This is a genomic window from Pseudozobellia sp. WGM2, assembly GCF_017810075.1.
Classification (GTDB): Bacteria; Bacteroidota; Bacteroidia; order Flavobacteriales; family Flavobacteriaceae; genus JADNYK01.
In genome coordinates this window covers 357,603-375,081 of the sequence record NZ_JADNYK010000004.1, presented here as the reverse complement: position 1 = coordinate 375,081, position 17,479 = coordinate 357,603, and the positions used below count along the sequence as shown (strand labels likewise).

Here is a 17,479-nt window from a genome sequence, read left to right as displayed (position 1 = left end):
GCTATTGGCAAATCCGCAAAATCATTCATCAAAAAGATTTCAATCGACTTCATTCTCAATATTTAATTTGCAAATTGCAATTTGTTTTTTAACTGCTTTTAATTCGTTCATTTTATCATTTATCTGCACCAATTTCTTATTTAGAACCTCAATTTTAGCTGATTTAGTAAGTTGTTTTTTATACCATGCATCAACAACCTCTTTAATTTCGGCTAGAGTAAAACCTACCGCTTTGGACATTTGTATAAATCTAAGCTTGTCAACAGTTTCTTCACCATAATAAACGTAATTATTTGTAGTAATCTCTTCATTAGTTTGACCGGAGATTAGTCCGCTTTTTTCATAAAAACGAATTGTTCCGATTGGTATTCCTGTTTCTTTAGAAAGTTGACCTATCAATTTCATTATCTTAAAATTTAATTAAAATGCAAAGTATGTAGTATACTATATACTTGTGGGTTGTAAAAATAGAATTTATTTTCGCAATTGTATGATGGCATACGAATAGAAAAACCTAAATATGAAATACACAGACGAAGAGCTTATAAAATCGCTACCGAATTTCACGAACAAATATGCCGAAGTGAATGGTACCAAACTACATTACGTTATTGGGGTCAAGGCGACCCTCTGATATTACTTCCAGGTTACCCCGAAACTTGGTGGGCTTATCATAAAGTAATGCCCATTCTAGCTAAAAAATATTGTGTTTGCGTTGTAGAAATGAGAGGTATGGGAAGTTCGGGAAAACCAGCGGACGGATATGAGAAAAAAAATATGGGCAAAGACATATTCGAGCTTATAGAAAAGTTGGGCTATAAAAAGGTCTACATTGGCGGACACGATATCGGTGCTCACGTTGCTTTTAGCTTTGCCTCAAATTTTCCCGAAAAAACTGCTAAATTAATTATGTTGGACACGCCGCATCCAGATGAAGGAATGCACCAATTACCTATGTTGCCTATGTTAGGTGCAGATTACCTTTATCCTTGGTGGTTAGCATTTAATCAAGTAAAAGAACTTCCAGAACAGCTACTTGAAGGAAGAATGAAAATTATTATAGAATGGTTATTCAAAAATTTACTTGTTAATTATAGCAGCATAAGTAATTTTGATAAAGAAGTTTATGAATTTGCCTATAACGGCAAAGATGCAATCCGTGCTTCAAATGCTTGGTATCAAGCTTTTCCACAAGATATCGAAGATAATAGGACGTACCAAAAACTACACATGCCAGTACTTGGAATTGGAGGAAGCGGATATGGAATGTTACAAATGTCATTACCAAATTCTACAACTGACTTGCAGCTGGAAAAAATAGATGAATGCGGCCATTTTATTCTTGCCGAAAAACCTAATGAAACCGCAAAATTCATCATAGATTTTTTGGGTCAAACAGATAGAAAAACCACAAACAGAAAATAGGGCTTCATTTCTCGACTTGTCTAGGCGCTATATGTATTCAGGTTCGCCATATTTTATTCCCCATATTGTGAAAACCAAGACCAACGGCCTTTGCAAGGCTCGGTCATGACCGAAGAAACGGTTCGCCAATACAATACTTCACAAATAACCGTTAAATCGTTTAGGGTTTTCACTATATTTCCAAAAAAATAGTCCCCCTTCCTAACAATACGTTCACTGCCATGAACGTAGCTTACATAGCGCGGGGAGAGACTTTAGGCAGTAAACCATCGAACATGACAGAGTTGCTCAGACAAAATATTTTAAATCATATAACACTTTCTGATGAAGAGCTAGAAAGCTTTTGCAACTTATTCAACCAAAAGGAAGTTCGAAAAAAAAATTTCCTTATACGAGAAGGTGAGATTTGTAAATTTGAAGGTTTTGTTACCAAAGGACTTTTCAGAGTATATCATGTAGATAATAATGGTTTTGAACAAGTGCTCTACTTTGCTCAAGAAAGTTGGTGGATTACCGATATTGATAGTTTTACCACCGAAAAACCATCCTGTCTTTATATACAAGCATTAGAGGATAGTGAAGTATTATTAATTTCAAAAAAGGATAAAGATTTTGCTTATAACAACATTCCTAAAATAGAAAAACTCTTCAGAATTATGACTCAAAAAACTCATATCGCCTTGCAGCGAAGAATGATAGATAATTTGAGTAAAACAGCCGACCAACGTTATATAGACTTTATTGAAAAATATCCTACACTCTTTCAACGATTAACCAACGTGCAGATTGCCGCTTACCTAGGCATAAGCCACGAGTTTTTGAGCAAAATAAGACGAAAAATTGCCAGTAAATAATAGCTGTAAATTCATTTATTGAACTTGTTCAATGTTTTGTGATAGGTAACCGTCGCATTTTTGTGCCATGATTAAAACAAGACAAAACATGAAATCGATTATTATAACAGCATTATTTACAATTTTAATTTTATTCAAAATGAACGCACAAGAACAAAGTTTTAAAACAATAGAAACAAGCAAATTTAAACTTCAAATTTACAACGCATCAGAAAATAGTTTCGGTGTGGCATCTGTAATTATCTCAGGTGAAAACGATGCCGTATTAATAGATGCACAATTTACACTGGCAGAGGCGGAACAAGTAGCCCAAGAAATTAAAAACTCAGGTAAAACCTTAACTACTATTTATGTGTCTCACGGTGACCCTGATTTTTATTTCGGATTAGAAGTATTCAAAAAATATTTTCCGGAGGTTACGGCCTATGCATCGACTGCAACAGTAGAACATATAAAAGCAACAGCTCAGAAGAAATTGGAAGTTTGGGGTGAAAGATTAGGAGATAAAATTACGTCCAATGTTATTTTACCGCAAGTTCTAAAAGGAAATACTATCGAGTTAGAAGGCGAAAAATTAGAAATCATTGGATTAGAAGATTTCCCAAAAAGAACCTTTGTATGGATTCCTTCAATTAAAACTGCCTTAGGAGGTATTAATGTCTTTGGCACAACATTTAATGTATGGATGGCCGATGCACAAACAACGGAGGCACGTAGCAATTGGATTTCCATCTTAAATACTATCAGTGAATTGAAACCTGAAATAGTAATTCCCGCACACGCAAATACAAATTCAGATTTTACTATTGATGCTGTAAACCATACCAAGAATTACATTCAATTTTATGAAGAAGCTTTAAAAAGTAATACCACTTCTGAAGCGTTGATGGCAACGATTAAATCAAAATATCCAAATTTAACTTTTGAAACAGCTTTAGTACTAGGAGCAAAAGTGAACACAGGAGAAATGAAATGGTAAGATTTATTATAATTATCAACTTGACATTGCTTTTAGTAGTGTCAAGTTGTTCATTTAAACAAGAAGCAATGACAAATTTACAAATCATAAAAAGTACTTATGAAGGTAAAACTTCAGAAGAAAACGGTAAAAACTTAGCCAAACATGTAGCTGAAAATATTAGTTGGACAGAAGCCGAAGGTTTTCCTTATGGTGGAACTTATATTGGCTTGGAAAGTGTTACCGAAAATGTTTTTCAGCGCTTAGGTAGCGAGTGGATAGATTATAAATTTACACCCGAAGAATATATTGCAAATGAAGACAAAGTAGTTGCTTATGGCACGTATTCGGGCACCTATAAAAAAACGAATAAGTATTTTGAAGCACGGGTCGCTCATATCTGGAAACTAAACGATGGCAAGATTATCAGTTTTGAGCAGTTTGTAGACAGTAAATCTGTGGACGAAGCAATACATTAAACCTGTCAGCCCAATTTATTATAAAGTATTTTCAGGGGCTTAATCAAAATTTTGGTACTTATGTACTCTTATGCTACATTTAGGTACGCTTATGACTAGAGCATGTGGGTTATTTTCATACATTTCTAAGAACTAGTTGGGGGGGACATGTTCCCCCCAACTAGTTTTGCGGCCTAACGCTGTTATAGTCCTACTTTTAAATATCGAACATTTGTTATACATCTATCTAAGAAAAAGCCTATTGGCGTTCTGGCATTCATCTCTAAACAAACAGTTGAAACTTTCGGAAAACGGGTTATCGGTAGGTTCTCCATTTTATAGGTCAAGTTCTACGTTTTTCCATAAGCTCCTTTACCCAAATGTAAGTTACCATCACTTACGCAACATTTCTTCCCTTACAGCGCTTAGCCCATATCGGCAAATACTAGCGACTAAAGTTAATTAAGGCTCTGAAGCGGACGCCTTAGCACAATAGGTCCGAAACAAAATTCATGCTTTTAAGACTCTAGAGATATTACCCTCGCTCGGCCGTCTGTGCGCGGCGGAACGCTTGTGTTGTGCGCTGGGTATAAAAGACCTCCCTCTAAGCGATAGTGAAGAGGGACAGGAAGATACTGGCTAAGACCTACGAACATCTTTTAATAACCAAACATCTAAATCTACATCTTGGGATTTGTGTAAAACGCTGATATCTCCTGTAGTCTCGAATATCACAGCATGAACTTGACTTAAAGAGGTAACATTGGCTTCCCTTAGTTTAGAGCGTAGGTCACCTTGAGAAACCCTGGCTTTTCTCATATTATCCTCTAAAATTTTTTCACCGTCCATTAATAGTAGAGGTGAATTGTCAACAATCTTCTTTATAAAATCTAGCCTTCTACCAATTGCGATTAGAATTTGTAATGAATAGATGCAGGCTAAACCAACAATACCGTCAATGAGGTTGACCGAAGAAGATAAAATAGTAGTAGCAATTATAGACCCCACGGCTACAGTCATAGCAAAATCAAAACTTGACATTTTTGAAAAACTTCTTTTACCGGCAATTCTCGTAAATAAGATTACGATTAAATAGATACCGAACGAACTCACTAGTATTCGATAGGTTGTTGGAATATTCAATTCAAGTAATTCACTCATGACTATATTTATCGATTAGAGGTTGTATTTTGTTTACCATATTTGATTATAAGCACTAGCATGGTACAGTTGAGAATCGTACTAATACCATTTGTAATAATAATTGGCCAGTCTTGATTCATAATGCCATAGACGGTCCACAATGAAACTCCTAAAATTAGAATTACGAACATGAACGGGGAGACGTCTTTGCAAGCCTTGTTTCTCCACGCTTTTACTATCTGCGGCACAGCTGCTATAGTAGTAAATATACCAGCTAAGATTCCTATGATTTCTGTTAACACCATAATAGCATACTAGTAAAGGATTAAGAGTAGAAACTAAAATAGAGGACTATAGTTCATAATCCATAGAAATACTCTTTTTTAATCTCGAGGGTTTTATAGAAAGTAAATTTACAGGGCTTTGAGGTTTTATATAATTCTTATCGCTTCATATCGTAATGCAAATACAAATATTCAATAAGATTTAAGTTGTTGTTTGTCAAATAGTTATGATTCGCATCATTAATATTATAACTATTATTAACTTGTGATGCTCTGGTTATTCAAAAGTTAGAGTAAGTATTGTACATTTATGATTCGAAAACCGCTAAGGGTTTCTCTATTGTAGAAGCAAGAAATTCAGGGTAACCCATTGATTTTTTTAGTGTCAAATCAGTACCGTCTAAAATCTTCTCAAGTAATTTACAGTGGGCCGCACATTTTTCAACTGTCCATTCAAGTGCAAATGAGAAAAATTCAGTACTATCAATCATTAATTTGGTGTACTCAATTTGTAACCCACTTGGCTTATTAGAATTTGAAGGTTCCACAATATTCCCCCTTTCATCCAAAAAAACCAGATTTCTTTCTTTTTCCACTTTACACCAATGATGGAGAGAATGCATATCCGCATGGTAATTTACCTCCCATTTTATCCAATTTTCTAAGTAACCATTGCAATTACCAATTCTGACTCGTGATCTTGGGATTGGAGTTCTCTTTTTGATTTCTAGTTTTCCTTCTCTTACTTTAATGTTAATATCGGAACAGGAGGTTGACAAATACCTGTCTACCCTTTTATCGGATTTTATATGCCCCTCAAAGGCATTGGTGAACTTGTCTTCAATAGTAGATAATTTTCGATTATCGAACCATCTAATTTCTTGAGTCTCCATTTCCTGTTGTTTTACAACTAAAGTTCAAATTAAGTTATCGTAATTGTTACTTCTAAAGACAAAATATTTGATACAAAAGTCTCCGTATTTACTGAGACTGATTAAGAGAATTAACAATTTTGATTAATGAATTAATGTTGATCATTATGTGACTCTATTTTAGAGTATAGCTTTTAATCTTAAAATTTAAAAATTGAATTATATGGAAAATATAAATATCGAAAAAAACGAGAGCCAGTCGAATCAACCAGGAATAGAGAATAAAATGAATCCAGAACCTGTGATTATCAGAGGCGACTATAGAGGTAGCGACAAACTTAAGGGTAAAATTGCACTCGTAACCGGGGGAGATAGTGGTATTGGTAAAAGTACTGCCGTTCATTTCGCCAGAGAAGGCGCAGATGTGGCCATTATCTATTTGAATGAAGATCAAGACGCTCAAGACACTCAAAAGGAAATCGAAAAGGAGGGGGTAAAATGTCTTTTAATAAAAGGAGATATAAAAAGTGCCGATTTTTGTACTAAGTCAGTGAAGCGAACGATAGATGAACTAGGCGGTTTAAATATAATTGTAAACAATGCGGCAATGCAGTTTCCCGAAGAAGATTTTACCGATATTAGATTTGAAAATCTTCACACTACATTTGAAACAAATATCTACCCTTTCTTTTATATTTCACAAGCTGCCATACGCTATCTAAAATCAGGAGATACAATCATAAATACTACCTCGGTTACCGCTTACCGTGGGTCTCAGCATCTAATTGATTATGCAAGTACCAAAGGGGCAATTGTTTCTTTTACCAGAAGCTTAGCTAAATCTTTGGCTCCTAAGGGTATAAGGGTGAATGCTGTTGCACCTGGTCCCATTTGGACACCACTAATTCCAGCCACTTTCGAAGGTAAGCAGCTTGAGGAATTTGGCAAAGATGTCCCCCTTGGTAGACCAGGTCAACCAGCAGAATTAGGCCCCGCTTATGTTTATTTAGCATCTAAGGATAGTAGTTATATGACGGGTCAAGTTATGCACATTAATGGAGGGGAGATTGTAGGAGGGTAATCACTTATTTTTCACCTACGAATAATGAAAGAGTTTGCGGGACTAAAATTTCAAAGAAAGATATTGATTTGGTATTGTGATGTTATATTAATCTGAACGTCTTAAAGATATTCTAATAATAGCGCAAAGGCCCGATTACGGGCCTTTTCTTTTGTTGTTTCCAAATTAAGAAAGTTACGCGTCAAGAGGTCTTACCGACTTTTTTAAGGGGTAATGACCAGATACGCCCAACTCTCGCCCTAATTGATGCAATACCACTTTTAGCAATCTTTCTAGATTTTGTTTCTTCGGGATAAAGAGGCCCTATTTTTCTGATTAAGCTCATAATAACATTTTTAAATTTTAATATATTTTAGTTTTCTAGATCTTCTAATTTGCTCACTTGATTCAAATCTGTTCGTAACTGTAGCATCTGGTTGCGTATCGTTGCCGATAGTTTTACCGGAAGGTCGTCATCTTCTAAAATTTCAGAATACTCTTCGATAGCCGCTTTGTCACCTCTGATGCATTCTTCTAACATGGCTTCATCATTGTTAGCGGATAGTAAGTTCTTAACGTCCATCCATGTTCTATGTAAGGAGCCTTTTAGACTTCCGTCATTTTCGAGTTCTCCAAAGGCTGCATGTAAATCAGATTTCAATTCTTGATTAAATTTTTTTCTATCGTTTGATTTTTTGAGAAAAAAAGACCTTAAGGATTTACTCTCTGTATTTTCCGATGCTTTTTCATAACCTTTTTGAGCATCAACATTTCTCTCTAGTACATTTTCTAGACGCTTAGACAAGCTATTTTTATCAGTAGTTTTCATATAAATTGTTCTTTGAATTTATTTCTTCTACTAAATTATAATAGTCGTTTTCCAGTTTTTAATGCATTAAAGACTAAAGTTAACCGTACAGGGTTTAGGGTGTGAAATTGAGGTAATAGTATCGAAAAGTCAGTGATGGAGTAAAACTAAGAAGCTATTGACTTTTGCTATTCCATAGGAATGAAGAGTGAGATTTGATATCGAGCGAACACTTAATAGGTGTATTTAGGAAAGCTCTAAGAAGGGTGAAAAAATTAATAGATTATTCATCAATTAGAAAATTTTGCTCTTCGTTAAAATTTTGATCTCGAATGGGCGACAGACATTTATAGAGCATGGTCTTTAATTGATTGTAAGAAGAAGGTTTTTTTAGATATCGAGTAGCCCCCATTTCTTCTAGTCTAGCAACATCTTTTTTATGAAGCGATATTGAATATATAATTACAGGTATCGTTTTGAATTTATCAACAGCCCTGATATCTTCCAGACATTCAAAACCGTCCATCATCGGCATATTCAAATCTAAGAAGATAACCTCTGGTAGCGGAATTTCGGCAAGAAGTTCTGCCATCAATTCTACACCATTACTAAAGGTTTTTACTTGAGATTCAAGTGGAATTTCCTTCAGGGCATCGGAAAAGAAGATGCGGTCATCTTCGTCGTCATCAGCAAGAAATATGTTCATAAAATTTAATTTTTGTTACAGGTCAGTTTGATCACGCATTAAATCTTGAGATAATTATTATACTAACTTTTATTTTCCATCTGTGGTAAATAAATTGTAAATGTGGCACCTTCACCCTCTATACTTGAAGCCTTAACGGCACCCTCGTGGTTTTGCATAATTTTCTTTACTATCGCCAACCCTATTCCCGTACCTTCATATTCTTTCTTTCCATGTAAGCGTTGAAATACTTCAAATATTTTTTCCTCCATACCTGGAGTAAATCCTATTCCATTATCCTTAATGGAAATCTTATGGTAATAGGTGTTGTCGTTCAAATCCATCTTCCCTAAAGTCTTTCCGACCCTCATCTCTGTAGTTACTTCAATTATGGGTTGCGGTTCATCAGCAGAAAACTTCAACGCATTTCCGATAAGGTTACTGAATACTTGCCGCATTTGAAAGGGAATGGCATTAACTGTCGGCAGCTCGGTCGTTATAAGTTTGGCACCCGTTAGTTCTATCTGATTCGATAGGTTTTCTAAAGCTTGATGCAAAATGGTATTGAGATCGGTGGGTTCTAATTTTGATTTATCGTCTTCAGTTCTTGAAAAGGCCAACAGGTCATCAATCAATATACGCATTCGACCTGCAGAATCAGAAATTTTATTGAAATAAGTTCGGCCCATGTCGGTCAATGTTTCACCTTCTTGATCCTCAAATCGCGAAATGAACATTTGTATCTTACGCAGGGGTTCTTGCAAATCATGACTTGATATATAAGCAAAGGATTCGAGTTCGGTATTCGCCTCTTCTAGCTTCTTGACCGAGTTCTTTAATTTCTCGTTGGTGCTACGTAACATCTCGGTACGGTCTTTCACTTGAGATTCTAGGTCTTTCGCAAAATTTGTTAACTTCTGTTTGGCGAAGTATCTATCGGTAACGTCGGTAACAGTAATAATTACCCCAGAAATTGTGCCATCAACTTCTGTAAGTGGAAGGTATTCATAGTCAACATAAAACTCGTGTTTTCCTTTATTGGTAACCACAATAACTTTAGATTCTTTGTCTCGAACAGGTGTACCGGTTTGAACGACCGCTTCTAACTCAGCCATATATTTTTGGTCTGCAAGTTCAGGAAAGACTTCAATTAACTTATAGCCGATAACCTCATTTAGATTTCTGTGCCAAAAGTGGTTGAGCATCCGATCATTCGCCATTTCAATTTTAAAATCTTTACCCCTAAAAATGGCCATGGCAATAGGAGACTGCATGATTAGATTTCTAAATTGGTTTTCGTTCTCGGCAAGAATATTACGCGCTATAATATGATCGGTTATTTCGTTGGCAACCACCATAATATCTTGAACAGGTGAATTATCGTTCGTTATGGGTTGTACTGTCAGGTTGAAATAAGCATCTTGAACAAGATTTTTACGCTTTAGAGGAACTTTGAACTCTATTTCGCTTACAGGTTTCCCGGTTTTTCTAACTTTTTCAAAAACGGGTACTACAGTTTCTTCAATCTCAGGAAGTACTTCATACACAGGTCGGTCGATTATCTCGGCACGAGACTTGTCAATTATTTCTAAATAGGTAGAATTGACGATTGAAAACTGATTGTCGCTCCCTCTCAAAATGGCTATTCCCACAGGAAGTTCTTGAACGATATTGCGAAAATGTTCCTCCTCTTTTTTTACGAGTGCATTCACATTTTTCAAATCTTCAGCGACCTTCACTTGTGCAGTTACGTCCTGCATCGTACCATTAAAGCGATATGCCTCATTGTCACTATTGAACCAAGCTCTTCCCAATACGTGAACGATATAATTTTTTTTTGATTTCGCATTAATTATTTCGTACGTAATATCATATTTGCCACCGTTGACACCTTTGAGGGCCTCTTCGATCGCAAACGCAACCCTGTTTTTATCTTTTGGTGCTATCGCGTCGGTAGCCATAGACAATTCTATATTGTCTTTTGCATCAATACCGAACCAACCTTTTAATCTATCATTCGCCTTGAATTTATTGGTTTTAGGATTGTAGTCCCACGTGCCCAATTCCGCGGCATTAATGGCGAATCTCAATTGCTCTTCTTTCTCTTCGAGACGTTGTAGATTCAATACGGCGTCGGTAGTTTCGGTACAAGTGGTCAGAATGCCCCCAATCTTTTCATCATCGTCCATTAAAGCACTATAACTGAAAGTCCAATAAATATTTTCGATTTTACCGTTTCTGTAGAATGGTATCAATTGATTTTCGCTCCAAGTCGCTTTTCCGGTATTCCAGACCTGACTTAACAATGGTTCGATTGTATCCCATATTTCAGGCCATGCTTCTTTTCCGGCTTGTCCTATAATAAAGGGGTGTTTGCCATCTTTGCCTAGGCTGGGCCTATAGGCGTCATTATAAAAGCATCTAAAATCCTCTCCCCAAAAAATAAAGTTAGGAAAGGCGGTTTTCAGCATACTGCTAATAGCGAACTTCAAAGAAAGGGACCAATTCTCAGGTTGACCTAACGGATGTGAAGACCAATCTTTATCATTAATAATCTTGCCCATTTCACCGCCATTTTGCAAAAACTTGGGCATTTCTCTTTGAAGGTTCGTAATCATTTATCCATATTTAATATCATCATTAAATCCATCTTTGCAATCGTAAAAAGGTTTCGTTCTAACTTTGAATAAGAAAAGGGTTTTTGAGAAAAATCGTAATAGTGAGTTAAGTTTAAGGTTGTGTTTTAATATTATATTAGGGAGTTAAGGTTAGCTATTGGCTATCATTCTTGATCGGTTCATTCTTTCAAATGTTGCACCCTTAAATACCCTTTTACAAAACGGAGTTATTTAGAGATTTTTCGCTAACTCTTTTTGCTTTGCGGAAGTTGTAGTGCGCCAGTGTCATTGCCGTTTTCAGTAAGTTCTACTAACTTTATTTTCGCTAACTCTACGATTTCCCCAATGGTCATTACGGTTTGTGCAATCGCAGAACCAATTAGATATCCAAGGCTATCGTTGCTCTCCTCCATGTTCTGTCTCGCATTTTTTGAGAGTGCCGTAGTCACACTGGTCAAATTGTTAGAGGCCTTTGTAGCACTTCTTTTTAGTGTTGACCTCATTTCTTTTCCACTTTTAGGTGCGAAAAGAACAGCTGCGGCAGCACCGACAGCAGCTCCGGCCAACAAAGCTGTGAACAACTGGCCATTATTCTTGTTTCCCATTTTATTTTTTAAGATAAAATTAGGAACCATCTGTTGAGCGACTAGGTGCAATCGCACCGATTTTTAACCATAACCGTTATTATGTATTTGAATTTAAGTTCAGTTGAAATTGAAATTATGGCACTATTGGGAGAGAAATCAGGAATTCATTCATCGCTTTATTCAATTAAACTCCGCAAGAGACAGCATTGTTATACCCATAATTGGTTGTCAGAAATACAATCACAAAACTTTTCTATTGATCAATGTGTTTGCTTATCAATGAATCGAATGTAGTACTGATTTCGTTTGGTTCAATACAGTATATGAAACATTTTTTAAAATTAAAATCCAGACATGCACCTGTCTTAAGTTTTAATTAACGTTTGAGGTAAAACCCTCATTCATATTCTCCGTACGTATTGTAGTACTAATCTTTAAAACGAAAGCCTTATGAAAAAAAATATTGTTAGGGTAGAACCTGTAAAAAAATCTACAAATCGCCGCCAATTCCTTAGACTAGGGGGTATGGGCGTTGTTGGGGCCGGTCTTTTGGTTGCATGTAGTAATGATGACAATGGTGCCATGACACCATCACCAACTCCCGACCCGGACCCGGAACCTAATCCGGACCCAATGGTATTCGATTTAGGGGAAGGAGACCTTGGAGTTTTAAATTATGCCTATGCTCTTGAGCAATTAGAGGCCGATTTTTACACCAAAGTAGTTAATTCGTTTTATGGTAATATCTCAGATGAGGAAATGCAGGTTTTGACAGATCTTTACTATCATGAAGTAAACCATAGAGATTTTTTTAAGGCGGCCATTACTGCAGCGGTAGACGGCAATGCCAATTTGGTGCTTCCTACACTCGAGTTTGACTATGGTGGCCTGGATTTCGGAAATAGGGAGCAGGTACTCACCACTGCAAGTGTATTGGAAGATACCGGTGTTGCAGCCTACAATGGTGCAGGTCGTTTGATTACAGATCCCGGATATCTTCTATTGGCTGGAAAAATAGTTTCTGTCGAAGCTAGGCACGCTTCTGCAATTCGCACACTTTTGAATCCTGGATCTGCTGATTTTGCAGGCGATGATTATGTAACCACCGATACAGGTCTGAGTGCGGCACTCGATCCTTCTGCCATACTTGCGGCAGTAGGAGCTACCGGATTTATAACTACGCCCTTCACAGCAAACAATTTACCTTAATCATTAAAAAGATATAACACTATGGATATTATAAAATTCTTGGACAGATTCACCAACGAATCACTACTTGATTCAAAATCGACCAGGCGTGACATGTTCGGAGCCTTAGGTTCCTTTAGTAAAAAGGCGGCTCTTTCTGCAATTCCCTTCGGTTTGGCTACCATGCCCAACAAAACTTATGCACAAGAGTCAGGAAACGACCCTGTAAGTGCATTGCAATTGGCTTTGACTTTAGAATATTTAGAAGACGAATTCTATGACCTTGCCCTACAGTCTGGTGTATTGCCGAGCGGTAGACCAGAAACTGTTTACATGCAAATTTCTAAACATGAGCAGGCACACGTAGATTTTCTTAGAGCCGGTCTTGAAGGTGCTGGCGCGACACCGGTAGAAAAACCAACATTTGATTTTACTGTCGGTGGTACTTTTGACCCCTTTAATGAAAATGGTGTGGGTCAAGAAACTGCGTATGCCCAATTATTAGCTTTAGCGCAAGCATTTGAAGATACGGGCGTGAGAGCCTATAAAGGGCAGGCAGGCAATCTATTAGGCTCCGATTTCTTAACTCCAGCTTTGCAAATTCATGCCGTCGAGGCCATGCATGCTTCAGAAATCAGAAGGCTTAGAACACTTAAGGGATGGATTACTGGCAATGAACGCGGAGATGGTATGCCCGAAGCGACCCAAGCTGTATATAATGGTGAGGAGAACGTGATACAAGGTGGTCTTGACGTTACAACGCTCGGCAGTGATGAACCCTTCAGTATGGAAGCTTCTACCGAAGCCTATGATGAGCCATTGTCTGGAGATGATGCTGTTGCAATTGCTAGCCTTTTTATTGTGGAATAGCTAAATAAAAGTTTGTTTTTTTAAGATAAATTTCATGAGCCCCATTTCAAATTTGAAATGGGGCTCATTCTTTATTCGAAAATTCCATTAAAGAGATTTTGTGGTAAAGAAGGGTTCGAAGAACTTATCTTCAGTTTCTTTTGAAATTCCTTCACCTTCATCAGAAATAGTCAACTAAAAAATCATTTTTGGCTTTGCTCATTTTCAAATTCAATGAATGTTCGGATCAGTTTTTTTTTGTAATGTATGGCAGAAGAGAAAATACTATTCTACAACAGTACCCATTACAAGTATCCATTTAAGAGATAAGAGTTAAAACAGTTGTTTAAATGGTGAAGTGGTTTGGCCATAGATTGGGTGGCTGGCCTAAGGGTCAAGAAAGGTAGTTATAGCTTAAAATTAGTTCAGCAATATCTCAAATTTATCTATCGTGGTCTTTTTCTCTTCAGAAGTTATATTTTGAATGATAAGGTTCAGAACCTCCACAAGCTTTTTATATGTTGATGGCTTTTGAAGGTAATGGTTGGCCCCATCGTCTTTTAATTGATTCACCTCACGATTATGATAGGCAGAAGAATAGACAATCACGTTAATGTGTGAAAATTGACTGAAACTTCGAATATCGGCCAGACATTCAAATCCGTTCATTAGAGGCATACGCAAATCAAGAAAAATAATTTCGGGTAGATTTTTGGTCGAGAAAAGCGCATCCATTAAATCGATTCCGTTATCAAAAGTTCTCACTTTTGTAGGTGTTTCTATTTCTTTTAGCGCATCGAGAAAAAAATCTCTATCATCAATATCATCTTCGGCCAAGAAGATTTTAGTGCGCTCAATTTTATTGTTGTTCATGAAAACAAATCTAAATATTGCCGTTAATACGGGATGAGCCTAATGAATGTAAAACTGACTTGAAAGAAAAAGTGAAATGGTAAAACTTGCAAGTTAGTACGCCTAATTTTAAATGAAAATTTTAGAAATCAACGTTACCGTTGTCTGTTAATGCTTTTAAACCATATTTAAAGTCAAAGAAAAAGGGAAGCCCCACGCTTCCCTTTTTATATATTGAAATTGTTCCCCACGAACAATTTACCTACTTATGATGATACTAATTTCCTTATTATTAATCGTAATGGATGACGCTTTTAAAATTACTATTAGCTCAAAAAAACTAGTCGCTGATTTTAAGTTGCTTAGAGGGGGTTCTCTTGTTTTTTGAAAATATAGAGGTTAGAACAGGGTAAACATTTTTTTCTAAAGCTGGAGAGAATTTTTAGCGTTAATTATCATTTCTGACTTTTCATTTCATACATTTGTATAGTAAGCTTTAGGGGTGTTCCATAGATATGTGAACTGAGACAGACCCTTTGAACCTGATACGGTTAGTACCGTCGAAGGGAAAAGTTGAAAAACATTTTGAAATAAATGTTTACAGCACTTTTCAATAAGGTGCCCGGTTATATCTATCGGAGCACTTTCTTTTCAAAGACTTTCTGGCCTCTATCGTTACGGTAAAATCTATGCTGTATGATAACGATAAACATGAACCAAAAGCGGTTGCAAGTTGGTGTTGAGACTACCGTGCAACAATTTCTTCAACAAATCGATTCTTCGATGAACGGTGTGGCCGTGGCCATAAACCAACAGGTTATACCTCGTAGTAAATGGAAAACATCTTTTCTTCAAAACGAAGATACTATTCTCGTTATCCAAGCTTTTCAAGGGGGGTGATAAAAGAAGTATTACTACCTAACTCATTGTTGCCAAACATTAAAATTTAGTCGAATCAATTTTTAACCTAAGAATGAAAAGTAAAGACACTGCCCCAAAACAAGACCACATTACAAGACAACCTTTTCCCAATTCAAAAAAAATCTATGTAAGCGGAAAAATTCACCCAGAGATTAAAGTTGCAATGCGAGAAATTATATTGAGCGACACTAAGGATTCTTTAACAGGAAAGTTAACACCCAATGAACCGGTTACAGTGTATGATACTTCAGGACCTTATACAGATCCCGAAAAAAAGATTGATGTACATAGTGGAATCGAAAGAATAAAGGAGCCGTGGATTTTAGGTAGAGGAGATGTAGAGCAGCTAGACAGTTATTCTTCGGAGTATTGCAATGAACGTTTAAACGACAGTAGTTTGAATCACATGCGTTTTTCGCTCCTAAAAAAGCCGTTACGAGCTAAAAAAGGAAAGAACGTTACGCAATTACATTACGCAAAGCAGGGGATAATTACTCCTGAAATGGAATACATCGCCATTCGTGAAAATCAGCGAATTGATGAAATGACCGAGATTGTAAAGCAGCACAAAGGCGAACATTTTGGTGCGGCTATTCCGGAGAAGATCACTCCTGAATTCGTACGTGAAGAAGTTGCCCGTGGGCGTGCGGTAATTCCGTCCAACATAAATCACCCAGAAGCGGAACCAATGATTTTGGGTCGTAATTTCTTGGTAAAGATTAATGCGAATATCGGTAACTCGGCTACTACATCTTCCATAGAGGAGGAAGTGGAAAAGGCGGTTTGGGCTTGCAGATGGGGAGCGGATAATATAATGGACCTTTCAACCGGTCAAAACATTCATGAAACGCGTGAATGGATCATTCGTAATTCTCCGGTTCCCGTGGGAACGGTACCAATTTATCAAGCTTTGGAAAAGGTGAATGGTGTAGCAGAAGACCTTACTTGGGAAATTTTCAGGGATACCTTAATTGAACAGGCCGAGCAGGGAGTAGATTATTTTACCATTCATGCAGGCGTTCTTTTACGCTATGTTCCCATGACGGCCAAACGCGTTACGGGTATTGTTTCCCGCGGCGGGTCTATCATGGCTAAATGGTGTCTGGCGCATCATAAAGAAAGTTTCTTATATACACATTTTGAGGATATCTGTGAGATTCTGAAGCAGTATGACGTTGCTTTTTCTTTGGGCGATGGTCTACGACCGGGTTCAGTAGCGGATGCCAATGATGAAGCTCAGTTTGCCGAATTGGAAACTTTGGGCGAGCTAACGCAAATTGCTAGAAAACACGAAGTTCAATGTTTTATTGAAGGTCCAGGCCATGTGCCCATGCATATGATCAAAGAGAATATGGAGAAGCAAATTGAAGTTTGTGATGAAGCTCCGTTTTATACTTTAGGGCCTTTAACTACGGATATAGCTCCCGGTTACGATCATATCACTTCCGGTATTGGCGCGGCTATGATCGGTTGGTTTGGTTGTGCTATGTTGTGTTATGTTACACCTAAAGAACATTTAGGCCTACCTAATAAAGATGATGTACGAACAGGTGTAGTAACCTATAAATTGGCGGCTCATGCGGCAGATTTGGCAAAAGGGCATCCTGGTGCGCAACATAGGGATAATGCATTGAGCAAAGCTCGATTTGAATTCCGTTGGGAAGATCAGTTTAACTTGGGGTTAGACCCGGAATTGGCTCGTGAATATCACGATGAGACCTTACCTGCTGATGGTGCCAAGATTGCACATTTCTGTTCTATGTGCGGCCCCAAATTCTGTTCTATGAAGATATCTCAGGAAGTACGTGATTTTGCCGCGACAAATGATATTGTAGACAATGAGGTCATTCAAAAAGGGATGGAAGAAAAGTCCAAAGAATTTAAGGACAAAGGCTCTGAAGTGTACTTGTAAATTAT

At 37.1% G+C, this 17,479-nt stretch carries 19 protein-coding genes and 1 riboswitch; of the genes, 9 read left to right on the top strand and 10 right to left on the bottom strand.

Annotation, left to right across the window (positions count from 1 at the left end; translation table 11 throughout):
• Positions 1-39: 39 nt before the first annotated feature.
• Entirely contained in the window at positions 40-405 is a 366-nt protein-coding gene (locus IV512_RS11490) for a MerR family transcriptional regulator (protein WP_209403470.1), read from the bottom strand.
• A gap of 276 nt (positions 406-681) precedes the next feature.
• Between IV512_RS11490 and IV512_RS11485 the strand changes: the two genes are divergently transcribed.
• From IV512_RS11485 to IV512_RS11470, 4 genes are all read left to right on the top strand, one after another.
• Complete coding sequence (locus IV512_RS11485) at positions 682-1,425, top strand: alpha/beta fold hydrolase (protein WP_245224758.1); 744 nt, start codon at positions 682-684, stop codon at positions 1,423-1,425.
• Positions 1,426-1,700: 275 nt separating this feature from the next.
• Positions 1,701-2,279, top strand: a complete 579-nt coding sequence (locus IV512_RS11480; RefSeq protein WP_209403919.1) for a Crp/Fnr family transcriptional regulator — start codon at positions 1,701-1,703, stop codon at positions 2,277-2,279.
• A gap of 88 nt (positions 2,280-2,367) precedes the next feature.
• Entirely contained in the window at positions 2,368-3,258 is an 891-nt protein-coding gene (locus IV512_RS11475; protein ID WP_209403468.1) for an MBL fold metallo-hydrolase, read from the top strand.
• A gap of 68 nt (positions 3,259-3,326) precedes the next feature.
• Positions 3,327-3,716 (top strand): nuclear transport factor 2 family protein, encoded by a 390-nt coding sequence (locus IV512_RS11470; RefSeq protein ID WP_209403466.1) that lies wholly within the window; start codon positions 3,327-3,329, stop codon positions 3,714-3,716.
• 618 nt (positions 3,717-4,334) lie between these two features.
• Here IV512_RS11470 and IV512_RS11465 read toward each other — a convergent pair.
• The 3 genes from IV512_RS11465 to IV512_RS11455 form a co-directional block, all read right to left on the bottom strand.
• The gene (locus tag IV512_RS11465) at positions 4,335-4,856 is read right to left on the bottom strand and encodes a DUF421 domain-containing protein (protein WP_209403464.1); all 522 of its coding nucleotides are present in this window, start codon (positions 4,854-4,856) and stop codon (positions 4,335-4,337) included.
• Between the two features lie 8 nt (positions 4,857-4,864).
• A complete protein-coding gene (locus IV512_RS11460; protein WP_209403462.1) occupies positions 4,865-5,143 on the bottom strand; it encodes a SemiSWEET family sugar transporter in 279 nt (92 codons plus the stop codon).
• 287 nt (positions 5,144-5,430) lie between these two features.
• Positions 5,431-6,015 (bottom strand): hypothetical protein, encoded by a 585-nt coding sequence (locus tag IV512_RS11455; protein WP_209403460.1) that lies wholly within the window; start codon positions 6,013-6,015, stop codon positions 5,431-5,433.
• A 202-nt stretch (positions 6,016-6,217) separates the two neighbouring features.
• Between IV512_RS11455 and IV512_RS11450 the strand changes: the two genes are divergently transcribed.
• Complete coding sequence (locus IV512_RS11450; RefSeq protein ID WP_209403458.1) at positions 6,218-7,075, top strand: SDR family oxidoreductase; 858 nt, start codon at positions 6,218-6,220, stop codon at positions 7,073-7,075.
• A 181-nt stretch (positions 7,076-7,256) separates the two neighbouring features.
• On the opposite strand, the gene IV512_RS11445 is transcribed toward IV512_RS11450, so the two are convergent.
• The 5 genes from IV512_RS11445 to IV512_RS11425 all read right to left on the bottom strand — a co-directional run bounded on the left by IV512_RS11445 (position 7,257) and on the right by IV512_RS11425 (position 11,770).
• Entirely contained in the window at positions 7,257-7,400 is a 144-nt protein-coding gene (locus IV512_RS11445) for a hypothetical protein (RefSeq protein ID WP_209403456.1), read from the bottom strand.
• 27 nt (positions 7,401-7,427) lie between these two features.
• On the bottom strand, positions 7,428-7,883 hold the full coding sequence (locus IV512_RS11440; RefSeq protein WP_209403454.1) for a PA2169 family four-helix-bundle protein: 456 nt from the start codon (positions 7,881-7,883) through the stop codon (positions 7,428-7,430).
• Positions 7,884-8,145: 262 nt separating this feature from the next.
• Positions 8,146-8,568: a response regulator gene (locus IV512_RS11435; protein WP_209403452.1), complete on the bottom strand. Its 423-nt coding sequence runs from the start codon at positions 8,566-8,568 to the stop codon at positions 8,146-8,148.
• A gap of 62 nt (positions 8,569-8,630) precedes the next feature.
• On the bottom strand, positions 8,631-11,165 hold the full coding sequence (locus IV512_RS11430; protein ID WP_209403450.1) for a PAS domain-containing protein: 2,535 nt from the start codon (positions 11,163-11,165) through the stop codon (positions 8,631-8,633).
• Between the two features lie 245 nt (positions 11,166-11,410).
• Positions 11,411-11,770, bottom strand: a complete 360-nt coding sequence (locus IV512_RS11425) for a YtxH domain-containing protein (protein WP_209403448.1) — start codon at positions 11,768-11,770, stop codon at positions 11,411-11,413.
• A 432-nt stretch (positions 11,771-12,202) separates the two neighbouring features.
• Here IV512_RS11425 and IV512_RS11420 point away from each other — a divergent pair, with 432 nt between their 5' ends.
• Both IV512_RS11420 and IV512_RS11415 read left to right on the top strand, forming a co-directional pair.
• Complete coding sequence (locus IV512_RS11420; protein ID WP_209403446.1) at positions 12,203-12,961, top strand: ferritin-like domain-containing protein; 759 nt, start codon at positions 12,203-12,205, stop codon at positions 12,959-12,961.
• 21 nt (positions 12,962-12,982) lie between these two features.
• Positions 12,983-13,810: a ferritin-like domain-containing protein gene (locus tag IV512_RS11415; RefSeq protein WP_209403444.1), complete on the top strand. Its 828-nt coding sequence runs from the start codon at positions 12,983-12,985 to the stop codon at positions 13,808-13,810.
• 399 nt (positions 13,811-14,209) lie between these two features.
• Here IV512_RS11415 and IV512_RS11410 read toward each other — a convergent pair whose 3' ends face one another.
• Positions 14,210-14,662: a response regulator gene (locus IV512_RS11410; protein ID WP_209403443.1), complete on the bottom strand. Its 453-nt coding sequence runs from the start codon at positions 14,660-14,662 to the stop codon at positions 14,210-14,212.
• Between the two features lie 467 nt (positions 14,663-15,129).
• Positions 15,130-15,227: riboswitch (TPP riboswitch) on the top strand.
• A 110-nt stretch (positions 15,228-15,337) separates the two neighbouring features.
• On the opposite strand from IV512_RS11410, the gene thiS reads away from it, so the two are divergent.
• Both thiS and thiC read left to right on the top strand, forming a co-directional pair.
• On the top strand, positions 15,338-15,541 hold the full coding sequence (gene thiS, locus IV512_RS11405) for a sulfur carrier protein ThiS (RefSeq protein ID WP_209403441.1): 204 nt from the start codon (positions 15,338-15,340) through the stop codon (positions 15,539-15,541).
• A 73-nt stretch (positions 15,542-15,614) separates the two neighbouring features.
• On the top strand, positions 15,615-17,474 hold the full coding sequence (thiC, locus tag IV512_RS11400) for a phosphomethylpyrimidine synthase ThiC (protein WP_209403439.1): 1,860 nt from the start codon (positions 15,615-15,617) through the stop codon (positions 17,472-17,474).
• Positions 17,475-17,479: the final 5 nt, after the last annotated feature.

Coding starts and splice junctions, on each gene's coding strand:
- IV512_RS11490 (WP_209403470.1), bottom strand. CDS start 405: ATGAAATTGATAGGTCAACTTTCTAAAGAAACAGGAATACCAATCGGA.
- IV512_RS11485 (WP_245224758.1), top strand. CDS start 682: ATGCCCATTCTAGCTAAAAAATATTGTGTTTGCGTTGTAGAAATGAGA.
- IV512_RS11480 (WP_209403919.1), top strand. CDS start 1,701: ATGACAGAGTTGCTCAGACAAAATATTTTAAATCATATAACACTTTCT.
- IV512_RS11475 (WP_209403468.1), top strand. CDS start 2,368: ATGAAATCGATTATTATAACAGCATTATTTACAATTTTAATTTTATTC.
- IV512_RS11470 (WP_209403466.1), top strand. CDS start 3,327: ATGACAAATTTACAAATCATAAAAAGTACTTATGAAGGTAAAACTTCA.
- IV512_RS11465 (WP_209403464.1), bottom strand. CDS start 4,856: ATGAGTGAATTACTTGAATTGAATATTCCAACAACCTATCGAATACTA.
- IV512_RS11460 (WP_209403462.1), bottom strand. CDS start 5,143: ATGGTGTTAACAGAAATCATAGGAATCTTAGCTGGTATATTTACTACT.
- IV512_RS11455 (WP_209403460.1), bottom strand. CDS start 6,015: ATGGAGACTCAAGAAATTAGATGGTTCGATAATCGAAAATTATCTACT.
- IV512_RS11450 (WP_209403458.1), top strand. CDS start 6,218: ATGGAAAATATAAATATCGAAAAAAACGAGAGCCAGTCGAATCAACCA.
- IV512_RS11445 (WP_209403456.1), bottom strand. CDS start 7,400: ATGAGCTTAATCAGAAAAATAGGGCCTCTTTATCCCGAAGAAACAAAA.
- IV512_RS11440 (WP_209403454.1), bottom strand. CDS start 7,883: ATGAAAACTACTGATAAAAATAGCTTGTCTAAGCGTCTAGAAAATGTA.
- IV512_RS11435 (WP_209403452.1), bottom strand. CDS start 8,568: ATGAACATATTTCTTGCTGATGACGACGAAGATGACCGCATCTTCTTT.
- IV512_RS11430 (WP_209403450.1), bottom strand. CDS start 11,165: ATGATTACGAACCTTCAAAGAGAAATGCCCAAGTTTTTGCAAAATGGC.
- IV512_RS11425 (WP_209403448.1), bottom strand. CDS start 11,770: ATGGGAAACAAGAATAATGGCCAGTTGTTCACAGCTTTGTTGGCCGGA.
- IV512_RS11420 (WP_209403446.1), top strand. CDS start 12,203: ATGAAAAAAAATATTGTTAGGGTAGAACCTGTAAAAAAATCTACAAAT.
- IV512_RS11415 (WP_209403444.1), top strand. CDS start 12,983: ATGGATATTATAAAATTCTTGGACAGATTCACCAACGAATCACTACTT.
- IV512_RS11410 (WP_209403443.1), bottom strand. CDS start 14,662: ATGAACAACAATAAAATTGAGCGCACTAAAATCTTCTTGGCCGAAGAT.
- thiS (WP_209403441.1), top strand. CDS start 15,338: ATGATAACGATAAACATGAACCAAAAGCGGTTGCAAGTTGGTGTTGAG.
- thiC (WP_209403439.1), top strand. CDS start 15,615: ATGAAAAGTAAAGACACTGCCCCAAAACAAGACCACATTACAAGACAA.